Consider the following 23,210-nt stretch of genomic DNA (forward strand, 5'->3'; position numbering starts at 1 on the left):
CGACGGGCGACGCGGTGCGGGCGGCGGGAGCGGTGCTGTGGCGGCCGGGTGACGGCGCGCGCGGGCCGGCGGCCGGGAACCGGGACATCGGGATCGAGGTGGCCCTGGTGCACCGCCCCCGTTACGACGACTGGTCGCTACCGAAGGGAAAGCTCGACCCCGGCGAGACCGAACCGGTGGCGGCGGTCCGGGAGATCGCCGAGGAAACCGGGTATCGCGCCGTGCTGGGACCGTTTCTACGCCGGATCCGCTATTCGGTGACCCGGAAGCGTGATCTGCCGCCTCGGCGGGCCGGCAGGGTCTCGCCCAAGGTGGTCGACTACTTCGCCGCCCGTGCGGTCGACGGCGCCTTCCGGGCGAACGCCGAAGTGGACGAGTTGCGCTGGCTGCCGCTCGGCGAGGCGGAAGCGCTGCTGAGTTACCCGGGCGACCGCGAGGTGTTGGCCGCTTTCCGCGCGCTGCCGTATCCGCTCACGTCGGTGCTGCTGATCCGGCACGCCGAGGCGGGGAGCCGGGACGAGTGGCCGGGCGAGGACGACCTGCGGCCGCTGACCCCGGCGGGCAAGGCGCAGGCGGAGGCGCTCCGCGAACTGCTTCCGCTGTTCGGCGTGGACCGGGTGTACTCGGCGCCCCCGCTCCGGTGCGCGCAGACGGTGCGGGGGCTGGCCGAGGACCTCGGAACGCCGATCCGGCAGGAGCCCCTGCTCGGCGAGAAGGGCTACCTGCAGGATCCGGCGGCGAGCGAAGCCAGGCTGCTGGAGATCGCAGCGACCGGTGGCACGCCGGTCGTCTCCAGCCAGGGCGGGGTGATTCCCGCCCTGGTCGCCGGAATCGCCGAGCACGACGGACTCGCGCTCGGCGAGGTGCACAGCAGGAAGGGCAGCCTGTGGGTGCTTTCGTTCGTGCAACCGAAGCAACCGGACGGAAATCCCGGTAGCGGGGGCACCCGCCCCACTGCCCGGCCCCGGCTGGTCGCCGCGCACTACATTCCGACGGCGCTCGCGGAATCCTCGGTACCGGTGCGGCGGGCGAACCCGAGCGGATGAGCCCGGCTCCCGAGCACCGCGCCACGTACCGCATACGGCGCCTGAGTGCCGCACAGCGCGGCCGAACCAGCGTAACCGCCCAACGGGACCCTTCCACGGGAACGGCCCGACGGAACCCCGCTGCGGGCGGTATATCCGGCGCCGTGGACCCGAGCTGTGTCTTTCGCCGACTTTGTCCGCGGCTTCGCCCGCCTCCGTGCGCGGGAGACCAATCCACGCACGCCCGCGATCGCGTCGCCGGGGCTTGCGAGCTGGCGGCCAGACGGCGGTGATGTGGTGGTAGGGCCGGGACGTCACGGCTAGCCCCGGCCGTCATCCGGAATTCAGCCGATAGGGTTCACTTCTTTCCGCGGCTGGACCTCTTCGGAGCGGTGCTGGTCGCCTTCTTGGCCGCCGGACGCGCGCTCTTCGCTGTGCTCTTGGCCGCGCCCTTGGCCGAAGTCGCCTTGGTGGCAGGCTTCTTGGCGGCCGCCGACGCCCGCGCCGACGTGCTGGCCTTGCGCGCGGTCGGCTTCGGCGCCGCCTTCGTGGCGCCGGCCTTCGCCGTGCTCGCCTTGGCCGTGGTCGCACGCGTCGTGGCCTTGCGCGTGGTGGTCGCGGTGGCGGTGGCCCGGGTCGACGTGCTCCGCGCGGCGGTCGACCGGCTGCCCGCCTTGGCGGCGGTCGCCTTCGGCAGCTTCTTGGCTCCACTGACGACGTCCTTGAACGTGGAGCCGGCGCGGAAGGCAGGCACGTTGGTCTTCTTGACCTTCACGGCCTCACCGGTGCGCGGGTTGCGCGCGGTCCGCGCGGCCCTGGCGCGCTTTTCGAAGACGCCGAAGCCCGTGATGTTGACCTTCTCGCCCTTCTGCACGCTGCGCACGATGACGTCGACGAGACCGTCGACCGCGGCACCCGCGGCCTTCTTGTCGCCGATGCGCTCCGCAAGCGCGTCGATGAGCTGACTCTTGTTCACTTCAGTCCCTCCCAGGACGGTCACGACCCTACGGTTGGGCCGACTCTAGGATCACGGTAAGCCCACCGCACCGCAAATTCCACGTGCCACGCCCGATTTTTTGTTGCGGTGTGGGATGTTCCGCTCTTCAGAGGGACGGATGAGCGCTTGCCAGCCGCCGAGGGCCGGAGTTCGGGAGGTCTTTGGGGCCGCCGGATCGCCTTTCGGCTCGCCGGTTTCCGGTCTGTGCGGCGGATCCGGCGGCCCCGCCAGTCAGCCCGCGGCGGGTAGGGTTTTTGGTAGCCACACTGGACGATCGTGCTCGAACGCGTCGATGTCCTCGACGTACCGGAGAGTCAGGCCGATGTCGTCCAGTCCCTCCAGCAGCCGCCAGCGCGTGTAGTCGTCGATCGTGAACGGAGCAACGAAATCCTTCGCCCGCACGGTCTTGTCCGTCAGGTCGACGGTCACCTGGGTGCCCGGCTCGCTCTCCAGCAGCTTCCACAGCTGCTCCACGTCCGCCTGCTCGCACTCGGCCGCGAGCAGGCCGCCCTTGCCGGCGTTGCCCCGGAAGATGTCGGCGAACCGCGAGGAGATGACCACCCGGAACCCGTAGTCCATCAGTGCCCAGACGGCGTGCTCCCGGGACGAGCCGGTGCCGAAGTCCGGCCCGGCGACCAGCACGCTGCCGTGCCGGAAGGCGTCCTGGTTGAGCACGAACTGCTCGTCGCCGCGCCAGGCGGAGAACAGCCCGTCGGCGAACCCGGTGCGGGTGACCCGCTTCAGGTACACCGCCGGGATGATCTGGTCCGTGTCTACGTTGGACCGGCGCAGCGGCACTCCGACCCCGGTGTGCGTGGTGAACGGCTCCATGACTCGCTTCTTCCCTCCCGCTCGGCTACTCAGTCCAGGTCCTCGGGCGAGGACAGCCGGCCACGCACCGCGGTGGCCGCGGCCACCAGCGGGGAGACCAGGTGGGTGCGCCCACCCTTGCCCTGCCGGCCCTCGAAGTTGCGGTTCGACGTGGAGGCGCTGCGCTCCCCCGGCTTCAACTGGTCCGGGTTCATGCCCAGGCACATGGAGCAACCCGCGGAGCGCCACTGCGCGCCGGCGGCGGTGAAGACCTCGTGCAGGCCCTCCGCCTCGGCCTGCTCGCGGACCCGCATCGAGCCCGGCACCACGAGCATGCGCACGCCGTCGGCCACCTTCCGGCCGCGCAGCACCGCCGCGGCCGCCCGCAGGTCCTCGATCCGGCCGTTGGTGCAGGAGCCGAGGAACACCGTGTCGACGGTGATGTCCCGCAGCCGCGTTCCCGGCTTGAGGTCCATGTAGGCCAGCGCCTTCTCGGCGGCGATCCGGTCGCTCTCGTCCAGCATGGTCTCCGGGTCCGGCACCCGCTCGGCGAGCGGCAGGCCCTGGCCCGGGTTGGTGCCCCAGGTGACGAACGGCGTCAGCCGGTCGGCGTCCAGGCGCACCTCCCTGTCGAACGTGGCGTCGGCGTCGGTGCGCAGCGACCGCCAGTGCTCGACCGCGGCGTCCCACTCGGCGCCCTTCGGCGCGTGCGGCCGGTCCTTGAGGTAGGCGAAGGTGGTCTCGTCCGGCGCGATCATCCCGGCCCGCGCGCCCGCCTCGATGGACATGTTGCAGATGGTCATCCGGGCTTCCATGGACAGCGCCTCGATCGCCGGCCCGCGGTACTCGATGACGTGGCCCTGGCCGCCGCCGGTGCCGATCTGCGCGATGACGGCGAGGATGACGTCCTTGGCGGTCACCCCGGGGCGCAGCGCACCGTCCACAGTGACCGCCATGGTCCGGAATGGCCGCAGCGGTAGCGTCTGGGTGGCGAGCACGTGCTCCACCTCGGACGTGCCGATGCCGAAGGCCAGCGCGCCGAAGGCGCCGTGCGTGGAGGTGTGCGAGTCGCCGCAGACCACCGTCATGCCCGGTTGGGTCAGCCCGAGCTGCGGTCCGACCACGTGCACGATGCCCTGCTCGATGTCGCCCATCGGGTGGAGGCGGATGCCGAACTCCTCGCAGTTGCGCCGGAGCGTCTCCACCTGGGTCCGGGACACCGGGTCGGCGATCGGCCCTCCGATGCCCTCGGTGGGCACGTTGTGGTCCTCGGTGGCCAGCGTCAGATCCGGGCGCCGGACCGCGCGGCCGGCCAGCCGCAGCCCGTCGAAGGCCTGCGGGCTGGTCACTTCGTGCAGCAGATGGAGGTCGATGTAGAGCAGGTCGGGCTCGGCACCGTTGCCGCGGCGCACCACGTGCGCGTCCCACACCTTCTCCGCGAGCGTGCGGCCCATCGATGAAGTCCTCTCGTGATTTCTCGTCAGCGTTGGGGTTGCCGCCGAAGGAAAACTGGACTTCCCAAATGACGGGAAGTTAGTATCGCCTCGTGGGACAGTCTAGCGGGATCGGCGTGTTGGACAAGGCGGTGGCTGTGCTGCACGCCGTGGCGAAGGAACCGTGCGGGCTCGCCGAGTTGTGCAATCGAACCGGGTTGCCTCGGGCCACCGCGCACCGCCTCGCGGTGGGCCTGGAGGTGCACCGGCTGCTGCGGCGGGGTTCGGACGGTCGCTGGCGGCCGGGGGCGGCCCTCTCCGAACTCGCCGGCCGGGCCACCGATCCGCTGCTGGACGCGGCGGTCACCGTGCTGCCGCGGCTGCGTGACATCACCGGCGAGAGCGTGCAGCTCTACCGGCGCGACGGCATCCAGCGGGTGTGCGTGGCCGCCGCCGAGCCGCCGAGCGGCCTGCGGGACACCGTTCCGGTGGGCGCCCGGCTGCCGATGACCGCCGGCTCCGGCGCCAAGGTGCTGGCCGCGTGGGCTGATCCCGCGACGCAGCGGGCGGTGCTGGCGGAGGCCGTCTACGGCGAGCGCACGCTGATCGAGGTGCGCCGCCGCGGCTGGGCGCAGAGCGTGGCCGAGCGTGAGGCCGGCGTGGCAAGCGTTTCCGCGCCGGTGCGGGACGGCAACGGCCAGGTGGTCGCCGCGGTGTCCGTCTCGGGGCCGATCGACCGGATGGGCCGCCGCCCCGGCGCCCGGTGGGCCGCCGACCTGCTCGCCGCCGCCGAAGCCCTGCAGAGCCGCCTGTAACCCTCCCCGGCCACTGGGCCAGCGTCCACGCGTTCAGCGGGCTGAATGGTGGTTCCCGCGGCTCGCAAACCCCCGTTCAGCCCGCTGAATCCGCCGGTCGGCAGGCGCCCGCACCTTCGCCACCCCACCAGCCCGCCGCCCCAGCCCGCACCACATCGCCACCGAAGCCGAACTCGGCTTTCCCGCGAAGGGCACCCCGCCTCGGCCACCCGTCCGGACCCCGCCGGGGTGCTCACCCCTGATGACGCGGAACGGCTCGCGTTGGCGGCGGCGCAGCCGGGGCGGATCGGCTTGCCCGGCATCGACGCGCTGGCGGCGGTCCTCATGGCGACGCGCCGTTTGGAGGATTCCGTCGGCTCGGCAGCCGTGCTGGCTCCGGTGCGGCAACACCTGACGCTGGTCGAGCGGTTCGTCATCGACGCCCGATCGGCGGTCCGACCCCGCCTGTGCCGGGTGGCGGCTGACCTCGCGCTGTTCTACGGGTGGTTGCTGCTCAGCACCCGGCAGTTCGACGCCGCACGAATCTGGTTCGACCGGACCACGGAATGGGGTCTGGAAGCCGACGATGCGGATCTGGTGGCCGGTGCTCTGTCGTTCAAGGGCAGCATGGCGTACTACCTCGAGCAGCCTGGCCCGATGATCGGTCTGTCCCATGCGGGCAAGCGAGACCGCCGGTCGGCGCTGGGACAGCAGGCCTACTCCGCACATCAGGAGGCACGCGGTCACGCGATGGTGGGCGACGCCGAAGCGGCGGCCCGCACGCTGGACGAGGCGACCGAGCTTGCCCTGCGCGCGGTGGAGCGGCCGGACGGAATGCCGTCGTGGGCGTACTGGTACGACGGCGCGTTCTTTCAGTCGCAGCAGGGAGCCGTCTACCGGTTCATCGGTGCGGCCGACCCGAAGCGCAACGACCGATCAATCGCCGAACTCGAGGCCGGTCTGGGCGCGCTACCGCCGGGAAGCCGCGGGGCGGAGTGGGCGGCCGGATTCCGCTGTGAACTGGCACAGGCCCACGTCCAGGCCGGCGATCCGGATCGAGCGTGCGCGATCGTCGCCGACGTCCTGGACATCGCCACCGGGACCGGCTCCGCCTACCTGACCCCCAGCATCCGGCGGGTACACGCCCTTCTCCGGCGATCCTGGCCGGATCTCCCTGCCGTCCGCGAACTGGACGACCAGGTGCGCGCACTCCGGTCGTCCTGACCTCATCGCTCCGGGGCTCCCGCCGCGCGGTCGGGTCTGACAAGCCGTGCCGACGTCTGCCGCTGAGCAGCCGCACCGACCGATCAACGCAAACCACGGTGGGGGTCCGGGGGCTTGCCCCCGGGCGGGGTGTGGGGGCTGCGCCCCCACAGAACACGCGAAACGACCCCCGCCCGCGCTCTCCGCGGGCAGGGGTCGCCCAGGTCGTGTAGCCCCGACGGGATTTGAACCCGCGCTACCGCCTTGAGAGGGCGGCGTCCTAGGCCGCTAGACGACGGGGCCTTGTTGGCTGCGGCAGCATATCATATTGAAATTGGCTGCGCACCGCTGGGGTACCAGGACTCGAACCTGAACTAACGGAACCAGAATCCGTCGTGCTGCCAATTACACCATACCCCACCGGCTTTCCGGTCAGCGGGCCAACGCCCGCCGTCCGTCCTGCCGGTGATGAATAGTAGACCAAGCCACCCGCGGGACGGAAATCGGCCCCACCGGGGCCCGCCGACCGGTTGGCCGGACGCCTGGTCGCGCTGCTCAGCGCCGGGGGCTGGGCACCGCGCTGACGAGCAGCTCAGGAAGCTCGGCAAGGGTGTTGACCACCCAGACCCCCTCGGGCGCGGCGGGCTGCGCACCGGGGTCCCGGTTCAGCCACACGCCGTGCATCCCCGCGTCGCGGGCGCCGACCGCGTCCTGGTCGAGCCGGTCGCCCACGTGAAGTGTCTGCGCCGGCGAGACCCCCATCGCCACGCATGCCGTGTGGAAGATCACAGGGTCGGGCTTGGCCGCGCCCAGTTCACCCGCGATGACCACGTGGTCGAAGAAGTCCAGCACGCCCAGTCCGGCCAGTTTGGCGCGCTGGTGCGGCCCTGAGGCGTTGGTCACGGCGGCCACCCTGAGGTTGGCCGACCGGAGCCAGTGCAGCAGCGGCAGCGCGTCGGGGAACAGCCGCCAGCCGCGCTCCATGGCCATCTGGCGGCGCTGTTCCAGCGCGGCCACCTGAACGTCGTCGAGGTCCTCTCCGAGGTTCGCGAAGAACGCCCGGGTTCTCTCGTTGCGCATCCGGTGGTAGTCGACCTCACCCGCGATCACCCGGGAGAGGTGCTCGTCGGTGATCCTTTGCCAGATCGGCCAGGCGTCGTCGTGCCCTAGCAACTCGGCCAATGCCGATCTGGCCGAGCGGGCGTAGTCAACAAGGGTGTCATCGACGTCCAGGCAGACCGCGCGAATTTCCTCGGTCTTCTCGGCGGCAATACTCAGAAGTGCTGAAGTCACCCCGCGAGGCTAGGTGGATAACCGGGCCGTCCGATTCGGCTGAGAAGGTGAATCCTTGCTGCTCTGACACGTTCAAGTAGCCCAGGTGACGGAGACGTCACACCATCATCTCAATCGTGCCTACTCTGAGTGGCACTTGACCGCGCGACACATGCGACCGATCGAGCGCTCGCGGCCCAGCAACTCCATGGATTCGTAGAGCGGCGGCGACACGGTGCGACCGGTAACGGCCACCCGAACCGGCGCGAAAGCCTTTCGCGGTTTGAGTCCCATCTCCTCCACGAGTGCGCCCTTGAGCGCCTGCTCGATCGTGGCCGCCGTCCAGTCGTCGAGAACCTCCAGCGCCGCGATGGCGGAGCGCAACACCGGCTCCGCGTCGGCACTGAGCGCCTTGGCGGCGGACTCCGGTTCGGGGCCAAAGGAGTCCTCGTCGGCGAACAGAAAGCCGACCATTCCGGCCACCTCGGAGAGCACCACGACCCGCTCCTGGACCATCGGGGCCATAGCGCGCAGCACGCGCACCTGTTCGTCCGAAGGCGGATCGGGCAGAACGCCGGCACGCACCAGATAGGGCACGGACCGGGCGACGAAATCCTCCGGCGCCAGCGCCCGCACGTGTGCCGCATTGATCGCCTCGGCCTTCTTCAGGTCGAAGCGTGCCGGGTTGGCGCTGACCCGGGAGATGTCGAAGGCGGCGACCATCTCGTCCACCGAGAACACGTCACGGTCTTCGGCAATTGCCCAGCCGAGCAGTGCGAGGTAGTTGAGCAGGCCCTCCCGGATGAATCCACGGTCGCGGTAGTTGAACAGGTTCGACTGTGGATCGCGTTTGGAGAGCTTCCTGTTACCCTCGCCGGTCACGTAGGGCAGGTGCCCGAACTCGGGGGTGAAATCAGTCACACCGATCCGGCGCAGTGCCGCGTACAGCGCGATCTGCCGCGGCGTGGACGGCAGCAGGTCCTCGCCGCGCAGCACGTGGGTGATCCGCATCAGCGCGTCGTCCACCGGGTTGACCAGGGTGTAGAGCGGGTCCCCGGTGGCCCGCACCAGCACCGGGTCGGGCACGCTGCCGGCGCGGAAGGTGATCTCGCCGCGGATCAGATCGGTGAAGGTGATGTCGGTGTCCGGCATGCGCAGCCGCAGGACGGGCTTGCGGCCCTCGGCACGGAACGCCGCCTTCTGCTCCTCGGTGAGGTCGCGGTCGCCGTTGTCGTAGCCGAGCTTCGGGTCCTGCCCGGCCGCACGGCGGCGGGCCTCGATCTCCTCGGCGGATGAGAACGACTCGTACAGTTCGCCGGCCTCGAGCAGCCGCCTGGCCACGTCGGCGTAGATCTCCCGCCGCTGGCTCTGCCGGTACGGCCCGTACGGGCCGCCGACCTCGGGGCCCTCGTCCCAGTCCAGGCCGAGCCAGCGCAGCGCGTCCAGCAGCGCGTCGTAGGACTCCTCGGAGTCGCGGGCGACGTCGGTGTCCTCGATGCGGAACACGAAGGTGCCGCCGACGTGCCGGGCGTGCGCCCAGTTGAACAGCGCCGTGCGGATCAGGCCGACGTGCGGCGTGCCGGTGGGTGACGGGCAGAAGCGGACCCGGACGGGACGGTGGCCGGCGGGGGCTCCTGCGGTGGTGCCGGCGGAGGCGGAGGGATCTGGCGTGCTCATGACGGGCCAAGCGTATCTGGCCGGTCATCGACCCTGCCGGCGGCGCTTGACGGCCGCGTCGCACGGGTGCATCCTGGAGTTATTCAACGTACGTTGAAAAAGGAGGGTGCGCGATGGAACGGACCACGTGCTGCGTCGTCGGCGGTGGACCGGCCGGCATGGTGCTGGGCCTGCTGCTGGCCCGGGCCGGCGTCGAGGTGACGGTGCTGGAGAAGCACGGCGACTTCCTCCGCGACTTCCGCGGGGACACGGTGCATGCCTCGACCCTGCGGCTGCTCGACGAGCTGGGGCTGGGTCCGGCGTTCGCGGCGATCCCGCACCGTCTGCTGACCCAGATGCAGGTGCAGACGGACGGCGGCACCGCGCCGGTGGCCGACTTCGGCCGGGTGCCCGGCCGGCACAAGCACATCGCGATGGTGCCCCAGTGGGACCTGCTGGACCTGCTCGCCGACGCCGCCAAGGCCGAACCCACGTTCGTGCTGCGGATGAACACCGAGGTGACCGGGCTGGTCCGGGACGGAGGCCGGGTCGGCGGGGTGCGCTACCGCACCGCCGACGGCGCCACCGGCGAGCTGCACACCAATCTCGTGGTGGCCTGCGACGGCCGGCACTCGGTGGTGCGCGCGGAGGCCGGCCTGCCGTCCCGGGAGTTCGGCGTGCCGCTGGACGTGTGGTGGTTCCGGGTGCCCCGGCACGCGGACGACCCGGAGGGCGGCGTCGCCCGGTTTGGCGCCAGGCACTCGGTGGTCATGCTGGACCGCGGGGACTACTGGCAGTGCGCGTACCTGATCTTCAAGGGCACCGACACGCGGCTGCGCGCGGAGGGCATCGAACCCTTCCGCCGGCAGGTCGGCGAACTGCTGCCGTGGCTGGCCGAGCGGATGGCGTCGGTGCGCTCGCTGGACGAGGTCAAGCTGCTCGACGTGCGGCTGGACCGGCTGCGGAAATGGTTCACCGACGGGCTGCTGTGCATCGGCGACGCCGCACACGCGATGTCGCCGGTGGGCGGGGTCGGCATCAACCTTGCCGTGCAGGACGCGGTGGCCGCGGCCCGGGCGCTGGCCGGACCACTGCGGGCGGGCACCGTCCGGCAGCGGGACATGGCCAGGATCCAGCTACGCCGCTGGCTGCCCACGGCGGTCATCCAGGGCATCCAGCGCGGCATCCACCGGGCGTTCCTGAGCCGGGCGATGGCCGAGGAGCGGGGCGCCCCGGCCCCCGGCCGGCTGCCGCTGCCGGTGCTCGCCGCGCGCCGCTTCCCCGTGCTGCAGACCATTCCCGCCTACCTGGTCGGCGTCGGCATCATCCCGGAACACGCCCCGTCCTTCGCCCGGCGTCCCTGACGAACCCGCGTTCAGCGGGCTCAACGCGGGATTTGGGAGTCCTCAACCCCCCGTCGAGCCCGCTGAAGGCGGGTACGGGCTCGGCGCAGAGCCGCCTGGACCGCAGCCACCACGGCGCGCGGATCCTCCCGGAGAAGGGCTTTGGTCACGAACACCACCTCCCATCCCGCCGCCTGCAGCCGGTTGAGCCGTTCGCGGTCCCTGGCAAACCGATCGGCGGCGGCGTGCCACTCGCCGTCGTACTCCACCGCCACCCTGTGTTCCTCGAAGCCGAGGTCGACGCGGCCGACCAACCCGTGCTCGTCCCAGACGCACAGCTGCGGCACGGGGCGGAGGCCGGCCAGCCTCAGCAGCACCCGTACCTCCGACTCCGGTGGCGACTCGGCCCTCGGATCGGCCAGTTCCGCGGCCCGCCGCGCGCGGACGACGCCATGCAGGTGACACCCGCGGAGCCAGCCTCGAAACGCCTCGAGATCGACCACGTCGTGGCGGATCAGCTGGTCGAGCTCTGCCACCGCCCGACGAAGGTTCGCGCGAGCGACCACGTCGAAGGCCATGCGTTCGCTCGCGGCGATGCGGATGCGATCCCACGGCAGATGGTCGACGGGAGGTACCGGCCCACGGCGGATCCGCGTTCCGCGTACGGGTCCGAACCGGTCGGCCTCCGGCACCAGCAGTTCCACGGGATCATGGGTGGCGGCAAGCGGAACGCCCAGGACGGTGGCGGCGGACCGCCCGGTGAGCACGGCGCTTTCCGGAGCGATCAGCGCGGCGGCCCGGCACCGTATCGGGTGGGTGACGGGCAACCACGCAGGCCAGTAGACATCCCGGAACAGCCGACGAAAGGACGTGCTGCGGAGTTGGTCGGGGCGTAGCACACCTGCGGCAACCGCCGCCGTGCCGCGGAAGAGACCGTGCAGTTCGCCCGGCACCGATCGTCTGCGCATGGCGGAACAGTGCCCGACCGAACCCGGACCAGGCGCCAAAGAAGATCGACTAGGGCGCGGTTGTCCACACCATGCAGGGTTGTCCCCAGCCAGCGAAACAACCCTTGATTCCCTAACCCGCATTCAGCGGGCTGAACGGCGCTTTCGGGGGTCCTCAAACCCCCGTTCAGCCCGCTGGATGGGGAGAGGGGGTCAGCGGTGCGGGACGCCGCGGCCGAGGACGATGGCGACGGCGTGCGCGCGGTCGCGGGCGCCGAGCTTGCGCAGGATCGACTTGACGTGGCTCTTCACCGTGTCGGTGCTGATGAACAGCCGGTTCGCGATGCTCTGGTTGTCCAGGCCCTTGACCAGTTCGGCGAGCACGTCGAACTCCCGCGCGGAGAGGTTCTCCAGGGCGGTGCGCGGCGGCAGTCTGGGCAGCATCTGCGCCTGCTCGCCGACCCGGCGGTCGACCACGGCCGAGCGGCCGCGGAGCACCTCGGCGATGGCCGATAACAGCTCCGCGGCCGGCGTGGTCTTCAGCAGGTAGGCGGACGCGCCGAGGTCCAGCGCGGCGTCCACCCACTCACGGGCGTCGGTGCCGGAGAGCACCACCACCGGGCTGCGCGGGCGGTGCTCCCGGGCGTCCCGCACGGTCTGCAGCGGCGCGGCGCCGGGCACGTCGATGTCGGTGATCACCAGGTCGACGAGTAACGCGCGCAGGCCGCGCAGCGCCTCGCCGGCGGTGTGCGCCACCCCGGCCACCCGGAACCGCTGGGTCCGTTGCAGCACCACCCGCAGCCCCTCGGTGACCAACTGCGAGGCGTCCACCACCAGCACGCGGGTGGGTTCCCCCTGCGCCACGCCGCACCTCCCGCTCTCCGCTTCCCCGGGCGGACGCGCGGTGCGGGACCGGGCACGTCGACGAGCCGGGCGAGAACCCCCGATGGGCACGTACTTTACCGGCCAGTAACCCCGGCCGGTGGCAGTAGCCCGGCCGGTCGCACGGGCCTGGCGGCCCGTGGTCGCTGGGCCGGTTCGCCAACGACGCTCACGGTGTCAGCGGGAGGCGACCGGGTTGGTCAGGGTGCCCACGCCCTCGACGGTCACCGAGACGGTCTGTCCGGCTCGCAGCGGCCCGACGCCGGCCGGGGTGCCGGTGAGGATCACGTCGCCGGGCAGCAGTGTCATCACCGCGGAGATCCACTCGACCAGCCTGGCCACCGGGTGCAGCAGCAGCGAGGTGCGCGCGTCCTGCTTGACCTCGCCGTCCACCTCGGTGCGGATGGCCAGGTCGGCGGGGTCCACCTCGGTCTCGATCCACGGCCCGAGCGGGCAGAACGTGTCGTAGCCCTTCGCCCTGGTCCACTGGCCGTCGGCCTGCTGCTGGTCCCGCGCGGTCACGTCGTTGGCCACCGTGTAGCCGAGCAGCACGTCGGCGGCGCGCTCCGCCGGCACGTCCTTGCACGGCCGGCCGACCACCGCGGCCAGCTCGCCCTCGAAGTCGACCCGCTCGGAGTTGGCCGGCAGCTTGATCGCCGCGTTCGGCCCGACCACCGCGGTGTTCGGCTTCATGAAGATCACCGGGTCGGCCGGCGCCTCGCCGCCCATCTCGCGCGCGTGCTCGGCGTAGTTCCGGCCGACGCAGATGATCTTCGTGGGCAGGATCGGGGCGAGCAGCCGCGCGTCCGCGAGCGGCCAGCGCCGGCCGGTGAACTGGTGCGGGCCGAACGGGTGCTCGGCGATCTCGGCGGCCGTCACGTCGTCGCCGGTGCCCTCCAGCGCGACGAAGGCGACTCCTTCGGGATGAGCGATACGAGCGATGCGCACGCGCCAACCCTAACCAGCGCCGGGGCGGGTCAGTGCGACGCGGGCTCGCGCAGCCGCATGGCCTTGTGCGCCAGCGCGTCGCACAGCGCCAGCCAGCTCGCCTCGACGATGTTGCCGTGCACACCCACGGTGGTCCACTCCCGCTCGCCGTCGGTGGACTCGACGAGTACCCGGGTCACCGCATCCGTGCCGGGATGGTCGGTGAGAATACGGACCTTGTAGTCGGCCAGCTCCACACTGTCCAACCAGGACAGATGCGGTCGCAACGCCTTGCGTAGCGCGGCATCCAGCGCGTGCACCGGGCCATTGCCCTCGGCGGTGGCGATCACGCGTTCACCGTCGACATGCACCTTGACGGTGGCCTCGGAGACGACCACGCCGTCCGGCCGGTGGTCCAGCACCACGCGGTAGGACTCCAGCACGAACGGCGGAGCGTCCACCTCGGACTCGCCGTCGTGCATCTCACGGCGCAGCAACAGCTCCAGCGAGGCGTCCGCGGACTCGAACGACCAGCCCCTGGCCTCCAGCTCCTTCACCTTGCGCACCGCGCTGCCCAGCGCCTCGGGATGGCCGGCCAGGTCGAGCCCGAACTCGCGCCCCTTGAGTTCCAGGCTGGCCCGGCCGGCCATTTCGGTGACCAGCACCCGCATGTCATTGCCGACGGCGGCCGGATCGATGTGGTTGTACAGCTCCGGGTCCACCTTGATCGCGCTCGCGTGCAGCCCCGCCTTGTGGGCGAAGGCCGACGTCCCGACGTAGGCCTGGTGGGTGTCGGGTGCGAGGTTCGCGATCTCGGCGAGGGCATGGGAGACACGGGTCAGCTCCGCCAGCCCGCCCTCGGGCAGGACCGGCATCCCCAGCTTGGTCACCAGGTTTCCGAGCACGGCGAACAGGTCGGCGTTGCCGGTCCGCTCGCCGTAACCGTTGGCGGTGCACTGCGCGTGGCTGGCGCCGGCCTGCACCGCGGCGATCGTGTTGGCCACCGCGCAGGCGGTGTCGTCCTGGCAGTGGATGCCGACCCGGAACCCGGTGCGGCCGATCACCTCGGCCACCGTCTCCGCCAGCGGCAGCGGAAGCTGGCCGCCGTTGGTGTCGCACAGCACCACCACGTCCGCGCCACCGTCCACGGCGGACTGAAGCACGCGCAGCGCGGTGTCCGGGTCGTACGCGTAGCCGTCAAAGAAGTGCTCGGCATCCACGAACACCCGCCGGCCCTCGCCGACCAGGAACTCCACCGTGTCCCGCACCATCGCGCAGTTCTCCGCGACGTCGGTACGCAGCGCGCGCTCGATGTGCCGGCGGTCCGACTTGGCCACCAGCGTGACCACCGGCGCCTGGGCGTCGAGCAGTGCGCGCACCTGGGGGTCCTCGCTGGCCTTCGTGCCGGCCCGGCGGGTGGCGCCGAAGGCGACCAGGACGGCGTGCCGCAGTTCCAGTTCGCCGGCCGCCGCCCTGGCGAAGAACTCGGTGTCCTTGGGCAGCGCGCCGGGCCAGCCGCCCTCGATGAAGCCGACGCCGAGGCCGTCGAGCAGCCGCGCGACGGCGAGCTTGTCGCCCACCGAGTAGGAGATGCCCTCCCGCTGGGCACCGTCGCGCAGCGTCGTGTCGTAGACGTGGAAGGAGTCGCCGAGCGGCGTGCCGGCCGGGCTGTTGCGGGTCACCGAAGTACTCCTCGAGTCCTGTTTGCCGATGTGGGTCGAACTTTGCTTGTCGACCTGCCTGTCGTGCTTGCCGTGAGCTGCCTGTCGTGGCCTGCCGAGCCGGTGCCGGGCAACAAAAAAACCTCCCGCGAATGCGAGAGGTCTGCGCGCCGGGTGTCGCGAGATTTCTACCCGGCGCGCCAAGTGATAATGCGCACAGCCTGGTTGGCCACGCTGCGATCCTGCCACACCGCCGCCGACATCACCAATCCCCGGACGGGTGTTCCCAGCACGTGGACACCGATCCGGCCATCGTGGCTGGTCAACGGCACAGTGGACGCTCCACCCCGGACACGCGCGGCGGGCCCGGCGGGCCACCACCCGGCCGGGCCCGCCGGCGGCGGAATGTCGCGTCAGGCCTCGGCGCGGGCGGCCGTGTTGGAGGACACCAGCGCGGCCAGCCGGTCGCCGATCGCGTAGGTGGCGCCCGGGTGGGTGTGGTCGCGGGTGGCCAGGTCGAACGCCACCGACGCCTCGATCCGCCGGGCCGACTCGTGCTCGCCGAGGTGGTCGAGCATCAGCGCGACCGACAGCACCGCGGCCGTCGGGTCGGCCACACCCTGGCCGGCGATGTCCGGGGCGCTGCCGTGCACCGGCTCGAACATGCTCGGGTGCCGCTTGGTCACGTCCAGGTTGCCGCTCGCGGCCAGGCCGATGCCGCCGGTGACGGCGGCGGCGAGGTCGGTGAGGATGTCGCCGAAGAGGTTGTCGGTGACGATCACGTCGAACCGGGACGGGTCGGTGACCATGTGGATGGTCGCCGCGTCGATGTGCTGGTAGGCCACGGTGACGTCGGGGTACTGCAGGGAGACCTCTTCGACCACCCGGGACCACAGCGAGCCGGCGTGGGTGAGCACGTTGGTCTTGTGCACCAGGGTGAGGTGCTTGCGCGGCCGGTTCGCCGCCCTGGCGAACGCGTCCCGGACCACCCGCTCCACGCCGAACGAGGTGTTGATGCTCACCTCGGTGGCGATCTCGTGGGGGGTGTCCTTGCGCAGCAGGCCACCGTTGCCGGCGTACAGGCCCTCGGTGCCCTCGCGGACCACCACCATGTCGATCTCGCCGGGCTCGGCGACGGGGCTGCGCACCCCCGGGTACAGCCGGGCCGGCCGCAGGTTGACGTGGTGGTCCAGTTCGAAGCGCAGCCGGAGCAGCAGACCACGCTCCAGGATGCCGCTGGGTACGGACGGGTCGCCAACGGCGCCGAGCAGGATGGCGTCGTGCTGACGCAACTCCCCGAGCACGGACTCGGGCAGCAGCTCGCCGGTCGCATGCCACCGGGCCGCACCGAGGTCGTAACGCGTGATCTCCGCGTTCGGCACGACCTCGCCGAGCACCTTCAGCGCCTCGGCGATCACCTCCGGCCCGATCCCGTCGCCTGGGATCACCGCGAGCCGCATCCACACACCTCCCGGGTAATGGCCCCATTCGTGGGGAACCCCGCCATCCCGCGGAAGGCTACCCGGCGTGCCCGCCGAAATCGCAGACCGGACACGCTTCCGGGTTGATCTCTCCCGCATTTCGGACGGACGACCAGCGTTTTTCTGACTCGTCCGGGTGTCACCCTAACCTGTGTGGGGCCGGCGCAGAACGCGTGATGCCCGAGTCGGTGGGTTGACTTCGCCGACCCGGGCACCAGCGACGGGGGTCATCCGGACCAGGCCGCGTCCCCCCGAACGGGTTCGGCGCTAGTCGGCCGGTTCCCGGCCCCCGCCGTCACGCACCCGGACCACCCCGGCCCGCGCCCCGGCGGCGTTGTGGTGTTCCAGCACGAGCAGGCCCTGCGCGCGGTCCTCGGCCAGCGCCCGCCGGTCCCGGTTGACCACCAGCGCGGTGCCCGGCCGGGCCAGGTAGGAAAGCGCCGGGTCGCCGCCGCCCTGCACCCACAGCCCCGGGCGCAGCGGGTCGTAGGACATCGGCGTGGTGATCGCGTCGATGTCGCCGGAGTTCTCGCCCGGTGCGGCGTAGAAGCCGCTCACCCCGGCGGTGTAGGACAGCCGCGCCGAGTCCCGGGTCGGGTCGATGCCCAGCGCCTTCAGGGAGACCGGCAGCACCAGCACGTCGGTGTCGAACACGTTGGTGTCCACGTCGCCGAACTGGCCGTTGACCGGCTGGGTGTCCACCGCGGTGAAGCCGCCGCCGGCGGCTGGTTTGTGCAGGTCGACGGTTTGCGCGAGGAGCACGTCGGTGCCGGACGGCTTGGTGACGGACACCTCGAAGTCCGGTTTGCCGTCCCCGGTGGTGTCGACGTCCACGAACGGCACCGTGTTGCTGCCCACGTTGTACCAGTCGCCCCAGGTGGCGATGCCGAACGCGAGCAGCGCGTCGCCCGGCCGACCCTGCGCCTTCGCCAGCGGCGCGGTGGACGCCGCCCCGACGTAGCGCAGGTCACCGCCGCGTGCCGTGCGGTTGACCGCGCAGTGCGTGGTGACGTGCGGGCCGCAGTCCGGCAGCCGGGGCGAGGTGCCCTGCAGTTCCAGCACGCTCACCAGGGACCGGTACGCCTGCGCGCCGCTGCCCTGGTCCAGGCCCCGGCCGGTGATGTTGAGCACGGCCTGCGTGTCGCCCGGCCGCATGCGCAGCGTGTCCGGGGTGGACACCGCGGCGACCGGCTTGGGCGCCGCGTACACCGGGATGCGCAGCGGCACCCCCGCCGAGGCACTCCTTCCCGCCGAGGCGGCATCGAACCCGCTCTTCGGGGTGAGCGTGATCCGGCCGGAGGCGTCGGCGAGGAACTGCCGGGCCACGCCGAGCTGGGTGGTGGCCACGGTCGGGTCGACGGTCTTCCGCAGCGCCGCCGGGTCGTCGATCCGCAGCGTCACGGCGAACCGGGCCACGCCGCGCGGGGCGAGCCGCAGCGTGGTGGTGGACAGCTCGTAGCGCACCCCCGGGATCTCGGTGACCGGCTGGTACGCCGCCCCCATCTCGACCGGGGTGACGCCCTTGTTGACCACCTTGACGGTCTTGGTGAGCGTCACCGGGCCGCCGGCCTCGACCGCGCCGAACGACACGCTGACCGCGCCGGGGTCGTCGGCGTTCATCGCGAGCACCTGGTTGTCCAGGGCGGCGCGCGCGTCGATGCGGCCGGCGCCGACCCGCTGCGGCGCGTCGAGGTGGCCGCCGTCATGCACGTCGGCGTCGGCGGTGTTCATCACCGCCGCCTTGACCTCCTCCGGGGTCCAGTCCGGGTGCGCCTGGCGGACCAGCGCGGCGATGCCGGCGGTGTGCGGGGTGGCCATCGAGGTGCCGCTGATCACCAGTACGCCGTTGCCGCTGCCACGCAGCGCGGAGGCGATGGTGTCGCCTGGCGCGGCCACGTCCGGCTTGACCGCCGGGCCGCGCACCCCGCGCGAGGTGAACGTGCTCGGCGTGTCGTCCAGCGCCGGGTCGTAGCTGGGCACCGAGGCGCGCAGCGAACCGGCCAGCCGTACCCGCAGCGTGCCGGCGGCCAGCGCCGGCCGGAGCTGCGCGGTGGCGGTACCGGTGAACTGGAACATCGGGATGCCGGCGTTGCCCGCGATGCCGGCCGCGAAGTTGTCCAGTGTGGACGACAGCAGCACCCCGGCGGCGCCGGCGGCCTGCGCGTTGTTCGCCCGCGCCGCGGACCCGCAGCGGCGGGAGGCGTCGTTGTCGTCCCACTCCAGCCAGGCGAACTTCCCGGCGACCCGTGCCTTGTCGGCCTCGGAGAAGGGGGTGCAACCGTCCGCATTGGACTTCTCGGTCGGCGCGACGGCGGTTTCGGCGCGGTCCAGGGTGTCGTAGCCGGTGTAGTTCTGGCTGTACTGGCCCGGTTTGGTGCCCGCGTCGCCGGCCTGCGCGCCGTCCCGCAGCACGTAGGAGTCGCGGGTGCTGGCCACGGTCAGCGCCTCCGGCGTGCTGCCCGGGGAGCCGCCGACGTCGTAGCGGTCGCCGCCGTTGCCCTCGGCGATCACCGGCAGCACGCCGTTGGCGACGAGCTTGCGGACGAACAGGCTGTCCGGGTCGTCGGGCGCGCCGAAGTCGCTGCCCAGTGACATGTTCACCACGTCGAGGTGGTCGGCGAAGTCGCCGTCGCCGTCCGGGTCCAGCGCCCAGTCCATGGCCTGCCCGGTGAGATTGGTGGAGCCCTGGCAGCCGAACACCTTGATGGCGTACAGCAGCGCCTTCGGCGCGGTGCCGGGGCCGACCTTCATGGCGCGCAACGCGTCCGGGGAGAGGGTGCGGTAGTCGCCGGTGAAGGTGCCGCCGTCCGCGTTGACGCCGAACCCGGCGGCGGTGCCGGCCACGTGGGTGCCGTGCTCGCCGCAGGCGATCGGGTTCGGGTCCGGGGTCGGCGTGGTGGAGCCGTTCTTGCCGGTGGCGTCGTAGCCGTCGCCGGCGAGGTCGGTGCCGCCGACCACCTTGGCGGTCGGGAAGTACGCCGGATCGGTTTTCGTGTGGTCGATCTTCTGGTACGCCTCCGGGGTGCCCGGCCCGCCGAAGTCGGCGTGCGTGTAGTCGATGCCGTCGTCGATCACGCCGATCCGCACGCCGTCGCCGAACCGCCCGTACTGCCGCCACACGTCGAGGGTCTTGGTGAGCTGGACGGCGTTCGCGTTCTCCCGCGTCTTGGGAACCACGGTGCGGACCGAGCGCACCGCCGGGTCCGACGCCACCTCGCGCACGGTGTTCGCGTCCGCGGTGACGACCACGCCGGGCACCGCGTTGGCGGTCCGGTACACCTCGCGGGTGCCGGCGTCCCGGGTCCGTAACCGGGCCACCACCGAGTCGACCAGCCGTGCGGTGTCCGCCTTCGCGGCCTGCGCGGCCTTCTTGGCCTCGCCCCGGCCGGCGCCCTGGCGCTCCTTCTGCTGGTAGGCGTCCACGGCCGGCTGCCGGTCGAGTTCGACGAACGCGGTCACCGTTCCCTGCGCGGCGGCCAGCCGCGGCGACAGCTTCGGCTGCAGCGCGGCGGCCGGCAGGCCGGGATGCGCCGGCACGCCCTGCGCCAGGTTCCCCGGGTTGGCCGGGTCCGGGGCGGCCGCCGCGACGCCGGCACCGGTCAGCCCGGTGGCCAGGACCGCGGCGAGCACCGCCCGCGCCGTCATGCTGGGCGCCGGCTTCGGTCGACGGGATCTCACCTGCTCACCCTCACCCGAGGCCGTCTTCGACCGTGTCGGGACACCCCGCGCCGGGCAGGCCTTCCCCCCAGCGAGCGCCGACGCGGTGCCCGCCCTCGCACGGCACCCGGTCCGACCTCAGACGCAGGAACGTAGCCGCTCCGAGAACCGTCCGGTTAGCCCCGTTTGGCGGGTGTTCGCCGTGCCGCGGGCACGGCGGCGTTCGATCCGGTCAGTCCGACGTGCTCTCCCGGATCAGCCGCTTCTCGGCCAGGACGATGTGCTTGCGAACCGCCGTGTACAGGGCGCGCCGGTCCTGGGCGTAGGTCCACGGGAGTGCGCCGATGTAGCCGTCCACCAACCGCAGTTGCTCCGCCGCCTCGACGAAACGGCGCTGCGCCCGCAGGAACCACACCAGCAGGTGGCGCGCGGCGGGTAACCAGGCGTGCCCGAGCGGCGCCACCGCGACGTCCCGGAGGAGGGCACCGATCGCCGCGGTCGTCTCCGGGGTGTGGTAGCCGGGATGGTCGATCTTCTGCCCCACCAGTTCCTCATAGCGGGCCACCAGTCGAAGGATCGGCAGCAGGCTACCCGCGGGCGCGTTCGCCGCAGCGGTCTCGGCGAAGGAGTACATCAGTTCGGTGGAGCCCCGCCACTTGGCGCACCAGTACTGCAGGGCGACGGCGTGCGCACCCACGTGGTGCGCGGCGCGGGCGGTCACCTCGGACCACAGGTGCCGCATGTGCTCGTGCGGCCAGCCCAACCCCGTCGCAACCTGGATCATGCCGAGGTACGGCAACGGGTCGGCCGGGGCCAGCCGGGCCGCCTCGTTGAACGCCGGCGGCGCCTGGGCCAGCAGCCGGTGGAACCCGGCGAACTGCTCCTCGGTGGTCGCGTCGGCCCGCTGCGCGCCGCGGACCTCCCAGGCGAGGTCGACCAGGCTCATGGCGCGGACCAGCGCAGCGTTCGGGTTTCCCGGCTCGGCGGCACGCCAGGCGCGTACCCAGGAGTCGTCCTCGGCGGCCGCGGCGGCCAGCGATCGCAGCCGCAGCCACCGCCATTCCGGGTCGGAGTTCGCCAGCAGCGCCGATGCGGCACGCCAGTCACCGCTGGCCGTGGCCTGCCGCGCCCACACCGTTTCCGGGTCGGGGCCGGGCCGGTGCAGGTCCAGTTGGTCGTCCGGCACGAGGCCGTAATCCTCCGGGCGGAACTCCCAGGCCGGTTCGTCCTCGTCGGGGGCGGCGGATGGCGCGGTCGGCGCGGGCGCCGATGGGGGCTGCGGTCTGCGGAAGGCTCCCTCCCGGTACCGCTGGACGGCCCAGAGAGCCGCGACAGCGACCGGGATCAGCAGCAACAGTTGGGACTGCATCTCATGGTCCTGTGGGTGTCGGCGATGGGGTGGGCTCCGGCGCGATACCGCGCAGCACGTCGCGGACCGGCCGGGTGTCGGGTGGCTCGGCGACCAGCGCGGCGAGGGCCGCCGCCACGGCGGCCTCCCAGCCCGGCCGGAACTCGAGATGCGGCGGGCGCGCCCAACTGTGCCGCCAACGGGCGTGGCCGGCATCGGTCAGAGCGGCCAGCACGAGCGGGCGTACCACCTCGAGGAACGCCGTGCGCGCGAATTCCCGGGCCAGCCGCCCGCTGGCCCGCCGGGCCGGCTCCGACTTGGGTAGGGCGTCGGCGACGGCGTCCAGGCAACCGGCGTCGACGGCGTCCAGCAGGGCGGTGAGGTCCGGCACCGGCCTGCGCAGCACCGCCGAGGCCGTGGACAGGAGTCCGCCGGCGGCGCGGAGCAACGCGGCCTGGCCGGCGCCGCGCACCAGCACGTCCCAGTCCACCGCCCGCTTGGTCGCCGCCTCCGGGGGCAGCGCCAGCAGCGCGAGCCGCGTGCCGACCCGCATGGCGTCGCGCAGCAGGCCGGACGCCGGCGGCGTGGAGCAACGCGGCGCGCGACCGTCGTCGGGCAGTGACTCGATGGCGGCGACCCGCTCCGCCAGGGGCGGATGGGAGTCGTACGGGTCGGCCTCGGCCTCCGGCGGCTCGCGGCGCAACGACTCCAGCGCGCGCTGCCTGGCGGGTTCCCTGAGTAGCGCGTGCAGGCCGCCGTAGAAGCCCTCCGGTCGCGGGATCAGCCCGGCGTCCCAGCCCACGGAGACGTACCGGTCGAGGTAGTAGCGGTAGGCGGCGTCCAGCGCGGGAAGCTGGCGCAGGGCCGCGGCCACGTTGTCCCGCCCGGCGACGCGCACCGCCGCCAGGTCGGCGGCGACCTCCTGCCGCCGGCTCACCGACTGGGAGACACGCAGGTACAGCTCCGCGTACCGGGCCAGCAACGAGCGCATCAGCTCGGTCAGGAACATCCCACCGGGCGGGTGCGCGCGGACCACCGCGAGGATGCCGGCCCGGCCGCGGACGGTGGCCGCCGCCAACCGCACGTCATGGTTGGCGTAGTGGGCCAGCTCGTGCGCGAGGACGGCGTCCAACTGCGCCGAGGTGAGCCCGACCAGCAGAGGCATGCCGAGGAACATCCGGCGCCGCCCGGGGAGCAGCCCGAGCAGGTGCACGTCCTCGGTGACCGCGGCGTTCACCTGCGGAATCAGCCGGATCTCCTGCGGCGGCCGGGTGCCGACGAGATCGGCCAGCCCGCGCACCCGCGCCCACAGTTCGGGTTGCTCCTCCGGGCTCACCGCCACGCCGGGGATGTCGCCGCGGCGCTGCCGGGTCATCAGCAGCCCGCGCACCAGCGGGATCGCGACGACGACCGTGGCGCCGATGACCCTGGCCTCGGTGAACACGTGTGTCGCGGCGGTGTGCGTCAGCAGCACGATGTCGAACGCGGCCAGCCCGACCAGCGCGCCGGCGGTGAGCAGGTAGTAGCCGGCGAGCAGGCCGACCGCCTGCAGGGCTCGGACGGACACGCGCATCAGGGCCGATCCATTCCGCGGCTCGGCACGGCCAGAACCCGCCGCGGCCGGCGTACGACTGGTGGCAAGGGACGCTCCCCCAGGGGCTGAGATCCGTGTCGGCACCGGCCGCCGCGTGCTCTGCGGCGATCCCGGCACCTACTCAGCGCCCAACCGCCCGAAACCGTCACACCGGCACGAGGCTCCCGACCCCGGCTCAGG

Annotated in this window: 17 protein-coding genes and 2 tRNA genes; 4 read left to right on the forward strand and 15 right to left on the reverse strand. The window is 72.2% G+C overall.

What is annotated here, in order from left to right; translation table 11 throughout:
- Positions 1-14: 14 nt before the first annotated feature.
- A complete protein-coding gene (locus FFT21_RS20900) occupies positions 15-1,046 on the forward strand; it encodes an NUDIX hydrolase (protein WP_137815645.1) in 1,032 nt (343 codons plus the stop codon).
- A 337-nt stretch (positions 1,047-1,383) separates the two neighbouring features.
- On the opposite strand, the gene FFT21_RS20905 is transcribed toward FFT21_RS20900, so the two are convergent.
- The 3 genes from FFT21_RS20905 to leuC all read right to left on the reverse strand — a co-directional run bounded on the left by FFT21_RS20905 (position 1,384) and on the right by leuC (position 4,286).
- The gene (locus tag FFT21_RS20905) at positions 1,384-2,025 is read right to left on the reverse strand and encodes an HU family DNA-binding protein (protein WP_307722952.1); all 642 of its coding nucleotides are present in this window, start codon (positions 2,023-2,025) and stop codon (positions 1,384-1,386) included.
- Positions 2,026-2,253: 228 nt separating this feature from the next.
- Complete coding sequence (gene leuD / locus FFT21_RS20910) at positions 2,254-2,853, reverse strand: 3-isopropylmalate dehydratase small subunit (RefSeq protein ID WP_137815617.1); 600 nt, start codon at positions 2,851-2,853, stop codon at positions 2,254-2,256.
- A gap of 29 nt (positions 2,854-2,882) precedes the next feature.
- Positions 2,883-4,286 carry a 3-isopropylmalate dehydratase large subunit gene (leuC, locus tag FFT21_RS20915; protein ID WP_137815618.1) on the reverse strand — a complete coding sequence of 468 codons (1,404 nt, stop codon included), beginning with the start codon at positions 4,284-4,286 and terminating at the stop codon, positions 2,883-2,885.
- A 92-nt stretch (positions 4,287-4,378) separates the two neighbouring features.
- On the opposite strand from leuC, the gene FFT21_RS20920 reads away from it, so the two are divergent.
- Together FFT21_RS20920 and FFT21_RS20925 are read left to right on the forward strand one after the other, a co-directional pair.
- Positions 4,379-5,080: an IclR family transcriptional regulator gene (locus FFT21_RS20920; protein WP_192909663.1), complete on the forward strand. Its 702-nt coding sequence runs from the start codon at positions 4,379-4,381 to the stop codon at positions 5,078-5,080.
- 45 nt (positions 5,081-5,125) lie between these two features.
- On the forward strand, positions 5,126-6,283 hold the full coding sequence (locus FFT21_RS20925) for an NsdA family TPR-like regulatory protein (RefSeq protein ID WP_503826169.1): 1,158 nt from the start codon (positions 5,126-5,128) through the stop codon (positions 6,281-6,283).
- A gap of 209 nt (positions 6,284-6,492) precedes the next feature.
- Here FFT21_RS20925 and FFT21_RS20930 read toward each other — a convergent pair.
- From FFT21_RS20930 to gltX, 4 genes are all read right to left on the reverse strand, one after another.
- A tRNA-Glu gene (locus FFT21_RS20930) sits at positions 6,493-6,565 on the reverse strand.
- A gap of 45 nt (positions 6,566-6,610) precedes the next feature.
- A tRNA-Gln gene (locus FFT21_RS20935) sits at positions 6,611-6,682 on the reverse strand.
- 135 nt (positions 6,683-6,817) lie between these two features.
- A complete protein-coding gene (locus FFT21_RS20940) occupies positions 6,818-7,555 on the reverse strand; it encodes an HAD family hydrolase (RefSeq protein ID WP_137815620.1) in 738 nt (245 codons plus the stop codon).
- 120 nt (positions 7,556-7,675) lie between these two features.
- Positions 7,676-9,211 (reverse strand): glutamate--tRNA ligase, encoded by a 1,536-nt coding sequence (gene gltX / locus FFT21_RS20945; RefSeq protein ID WP_137815621.1) that lies wholly within the window; start codon positions 9,209-9,211, stop codon positions 7,676-7,678.
- A 113-nt stretch (positions 9,212-9,324) separates the two neighbouring features.
- On the opposite strand from gltX, the gene FFT21_RS20950 reads away from it, so the two are divergent.
- The gene (locus FFT21_RS20950) at positions 9,325-10,554 is read left to right on the forward strand and encodes an FAD-dependent oxidoreductase (protein ID WP_137815622.1); all 1,230 of its coding nucleotides are present in this window, start codon (positions 9,325-9,327) and stop codon (positions 10,552-10,554) included.
- A 20-nt stretch (positions 10,555-10,574) separates the two neighbouring features.
- On the opposite strand, the gene FFT21_RS20955 is transcribed toward FFT21_RS20950, so the two are convergent.
- The 8 genes from FFT21_RS20955 to FFT21_RS20990 form a co-directional block, all read right to left on the reverse strand.
- On the reverse strand, positions 10,575-11,486 hold the full coding sequence (locus FFT21_RS20955) for an endonuclease domain-containing protein (protein ID WP_192909664.1): 912 nt from the start codon (positions 11,484-11,486) through the stop codon (positions 10,575-10,577).
- Positions 11,487-11,693: 207 nt separating this feature from the next.
- Positions 11,694-12,344: a LuxR C-terminal-related transcriptional regulator gene (locus tag FFT21_RS20960; RefSeq protein WP_192909665.1), complete on the reverse strand. Its 651-nt coding sequence runs from the start codon at positions 12,342-12,344 to the stop codon at positions 11,694-11,696.
- A gap of 195 nt (positions 12,345-12,539) precedes the next feature.
- The gene (locus FFT21_RS20965) at positions 12,540-13,310 is read right to left on the reverse strand and encodes a fumarylacetoacetate hydrolase family protein (protein WP_137815625.1); all 771 of its coding nucleotides are present in this window, start codon (positions 13,308-13,310) and stop codon (positions 12,540-12,542) included.
- Positions 13,311-13,339: 29 nt separating this feature from the next.
- Positions 13,340-14,971, reverse strand: a complete 1,632-nt coding sequence (gene cimA, locus FFT21_RS20970; protein WP_137815626.1) for a citramalate synthase — start codon at positions 14,969-14,971, stop codon at positions 13,340-13,342.
- 392 nt (positions 14,972-15,363) lie between these two features.
- Complete coding sequence (locus tag FFT21_RS20975; RefSeq protein ID WP_137815627.1) at positions 15,364-16,410, reverse strand: 3-isopropylmalate dehydrogenase; 1,047 nt, start codon at positions 16,408-16,410, stop codon at positions 15,364-15,366.
- Positions 16,411-16,698: 288 nt separating this feature from the next.
- Complete coding sequence (locus tag FFT21_RS20980; RefSeq protein ID WP_137815648.1) at positions 16,699-20,076, reverse strand: S8 family peptidase; 3,378 nt, start codon at positions 20,074-20,076, stop codon at positions 16,699-16,701.
- Between the two features lie 244 nt (positions 20,077-20,320).
- Positions 20,321-21,457 carry a DUF4034 domain-containing protein gene (locus FFT21_RS20985; RefSeq protein ID WP_192909666.1) on the reverse strand — a complete coding sequence of 379 codons (1,137 nt, stop codon included), beginning with the start codon at positions 21,455-21,457 and terminating at the stop codon, positions 20,321-20,323.
- 1 nt (position 21,458) lies between these two features.
- Positions 21,459-23,009 carry a M48 family metallopeptidase gene (locus FFT21_RS20990; protein ID WP_137815629.1) on the reverse strand — a complete coding sequence of 517 codons (1,551 nt, stop codon included), beginning with the start codon at positions 23,007-23,009 and terminating at the stop codon, positions 21,459-21,461.
- Positions 23,010-23,210: the final 201 nt, after the last annotated feature.

The organism is Gandjariella thermophila (assembly GCF_005405885.1).
GTDB classification, from domain to species: Bacteria; Actinomycetota; Actinomycetes; order Mycobacteriales; family Pseudonocardiaceae; genus Gandjariella; species Gandjariella thermophila.

Excerpts from the sequence above, each read along its gene's own strand:
- leuD (WP_137815617.1), bottom strand. The coding sequence starts at position 2,853 with ATGGAGCCGTTCACCACGCACACCGGGGTCGGAGTGCCGCTGCGCCGG.
- leuC (WP_137815618.1), bottom strand. The coding sequence starts at position 4,286 with ATGGGCCGCACGCTCGCGGAGAAGGTGTGGGACGCGCACGTGGTGCGC.
- FFT21_RS20925 (WP_503826169.1), top strand. The coding sequence starts at position 5,126 with ATGGTGGTTCCCGCGGCTCGCAAACCCCCGTTCAGCCCGCTGAATCCG.
- gltX (WP_137815621.1), bottom strand. The coding sequence starts at position 9,211 with ATGAGCACGCCAGATCCCTCCGCCTCCGCCGGCACCACCGCAGGAGCC.
- FFT21_RS20950 (WP_137815622.1), top strand. The coding sequence starts at position 9,325 with ATGGAACGGACCACGTGCTGCGTCGTCGGCGGTGGACCGGCCGGCATG.
- FFT21_RS20975 (WP_137815627.1), bottom strand. The coding sequence starts at position 16,410 with ATGCGGCTCGCGGTGATCCCAGGCGACGGGATCGGGCCGGAGGTGATC.
- FFT21_RS20980 (WP_137815648.1), bottom strand. The coding sequence starts at position 20,076 with ATGACGGCGCGGGCGGTGCTCGCCGCGGTCCTGGCCACCGGGCTGACC.
- FFT21_RS20985 (WP_192909666.1), bottom strand. The coding sequence starts at position 21,457 with ATGCAGTCCCAACTGTTGCTGCTGATCCCGGTCGCTGTCGCGGCTCTC.
- FFT21_RS20990 (WP_137815629.1), bottom strand. The coding sequence starts at position 23,009 with ATGCGCGTGTCCGTCCGAGCCCTGCAGGCGGTCGGCCTGCTCGCCGGC.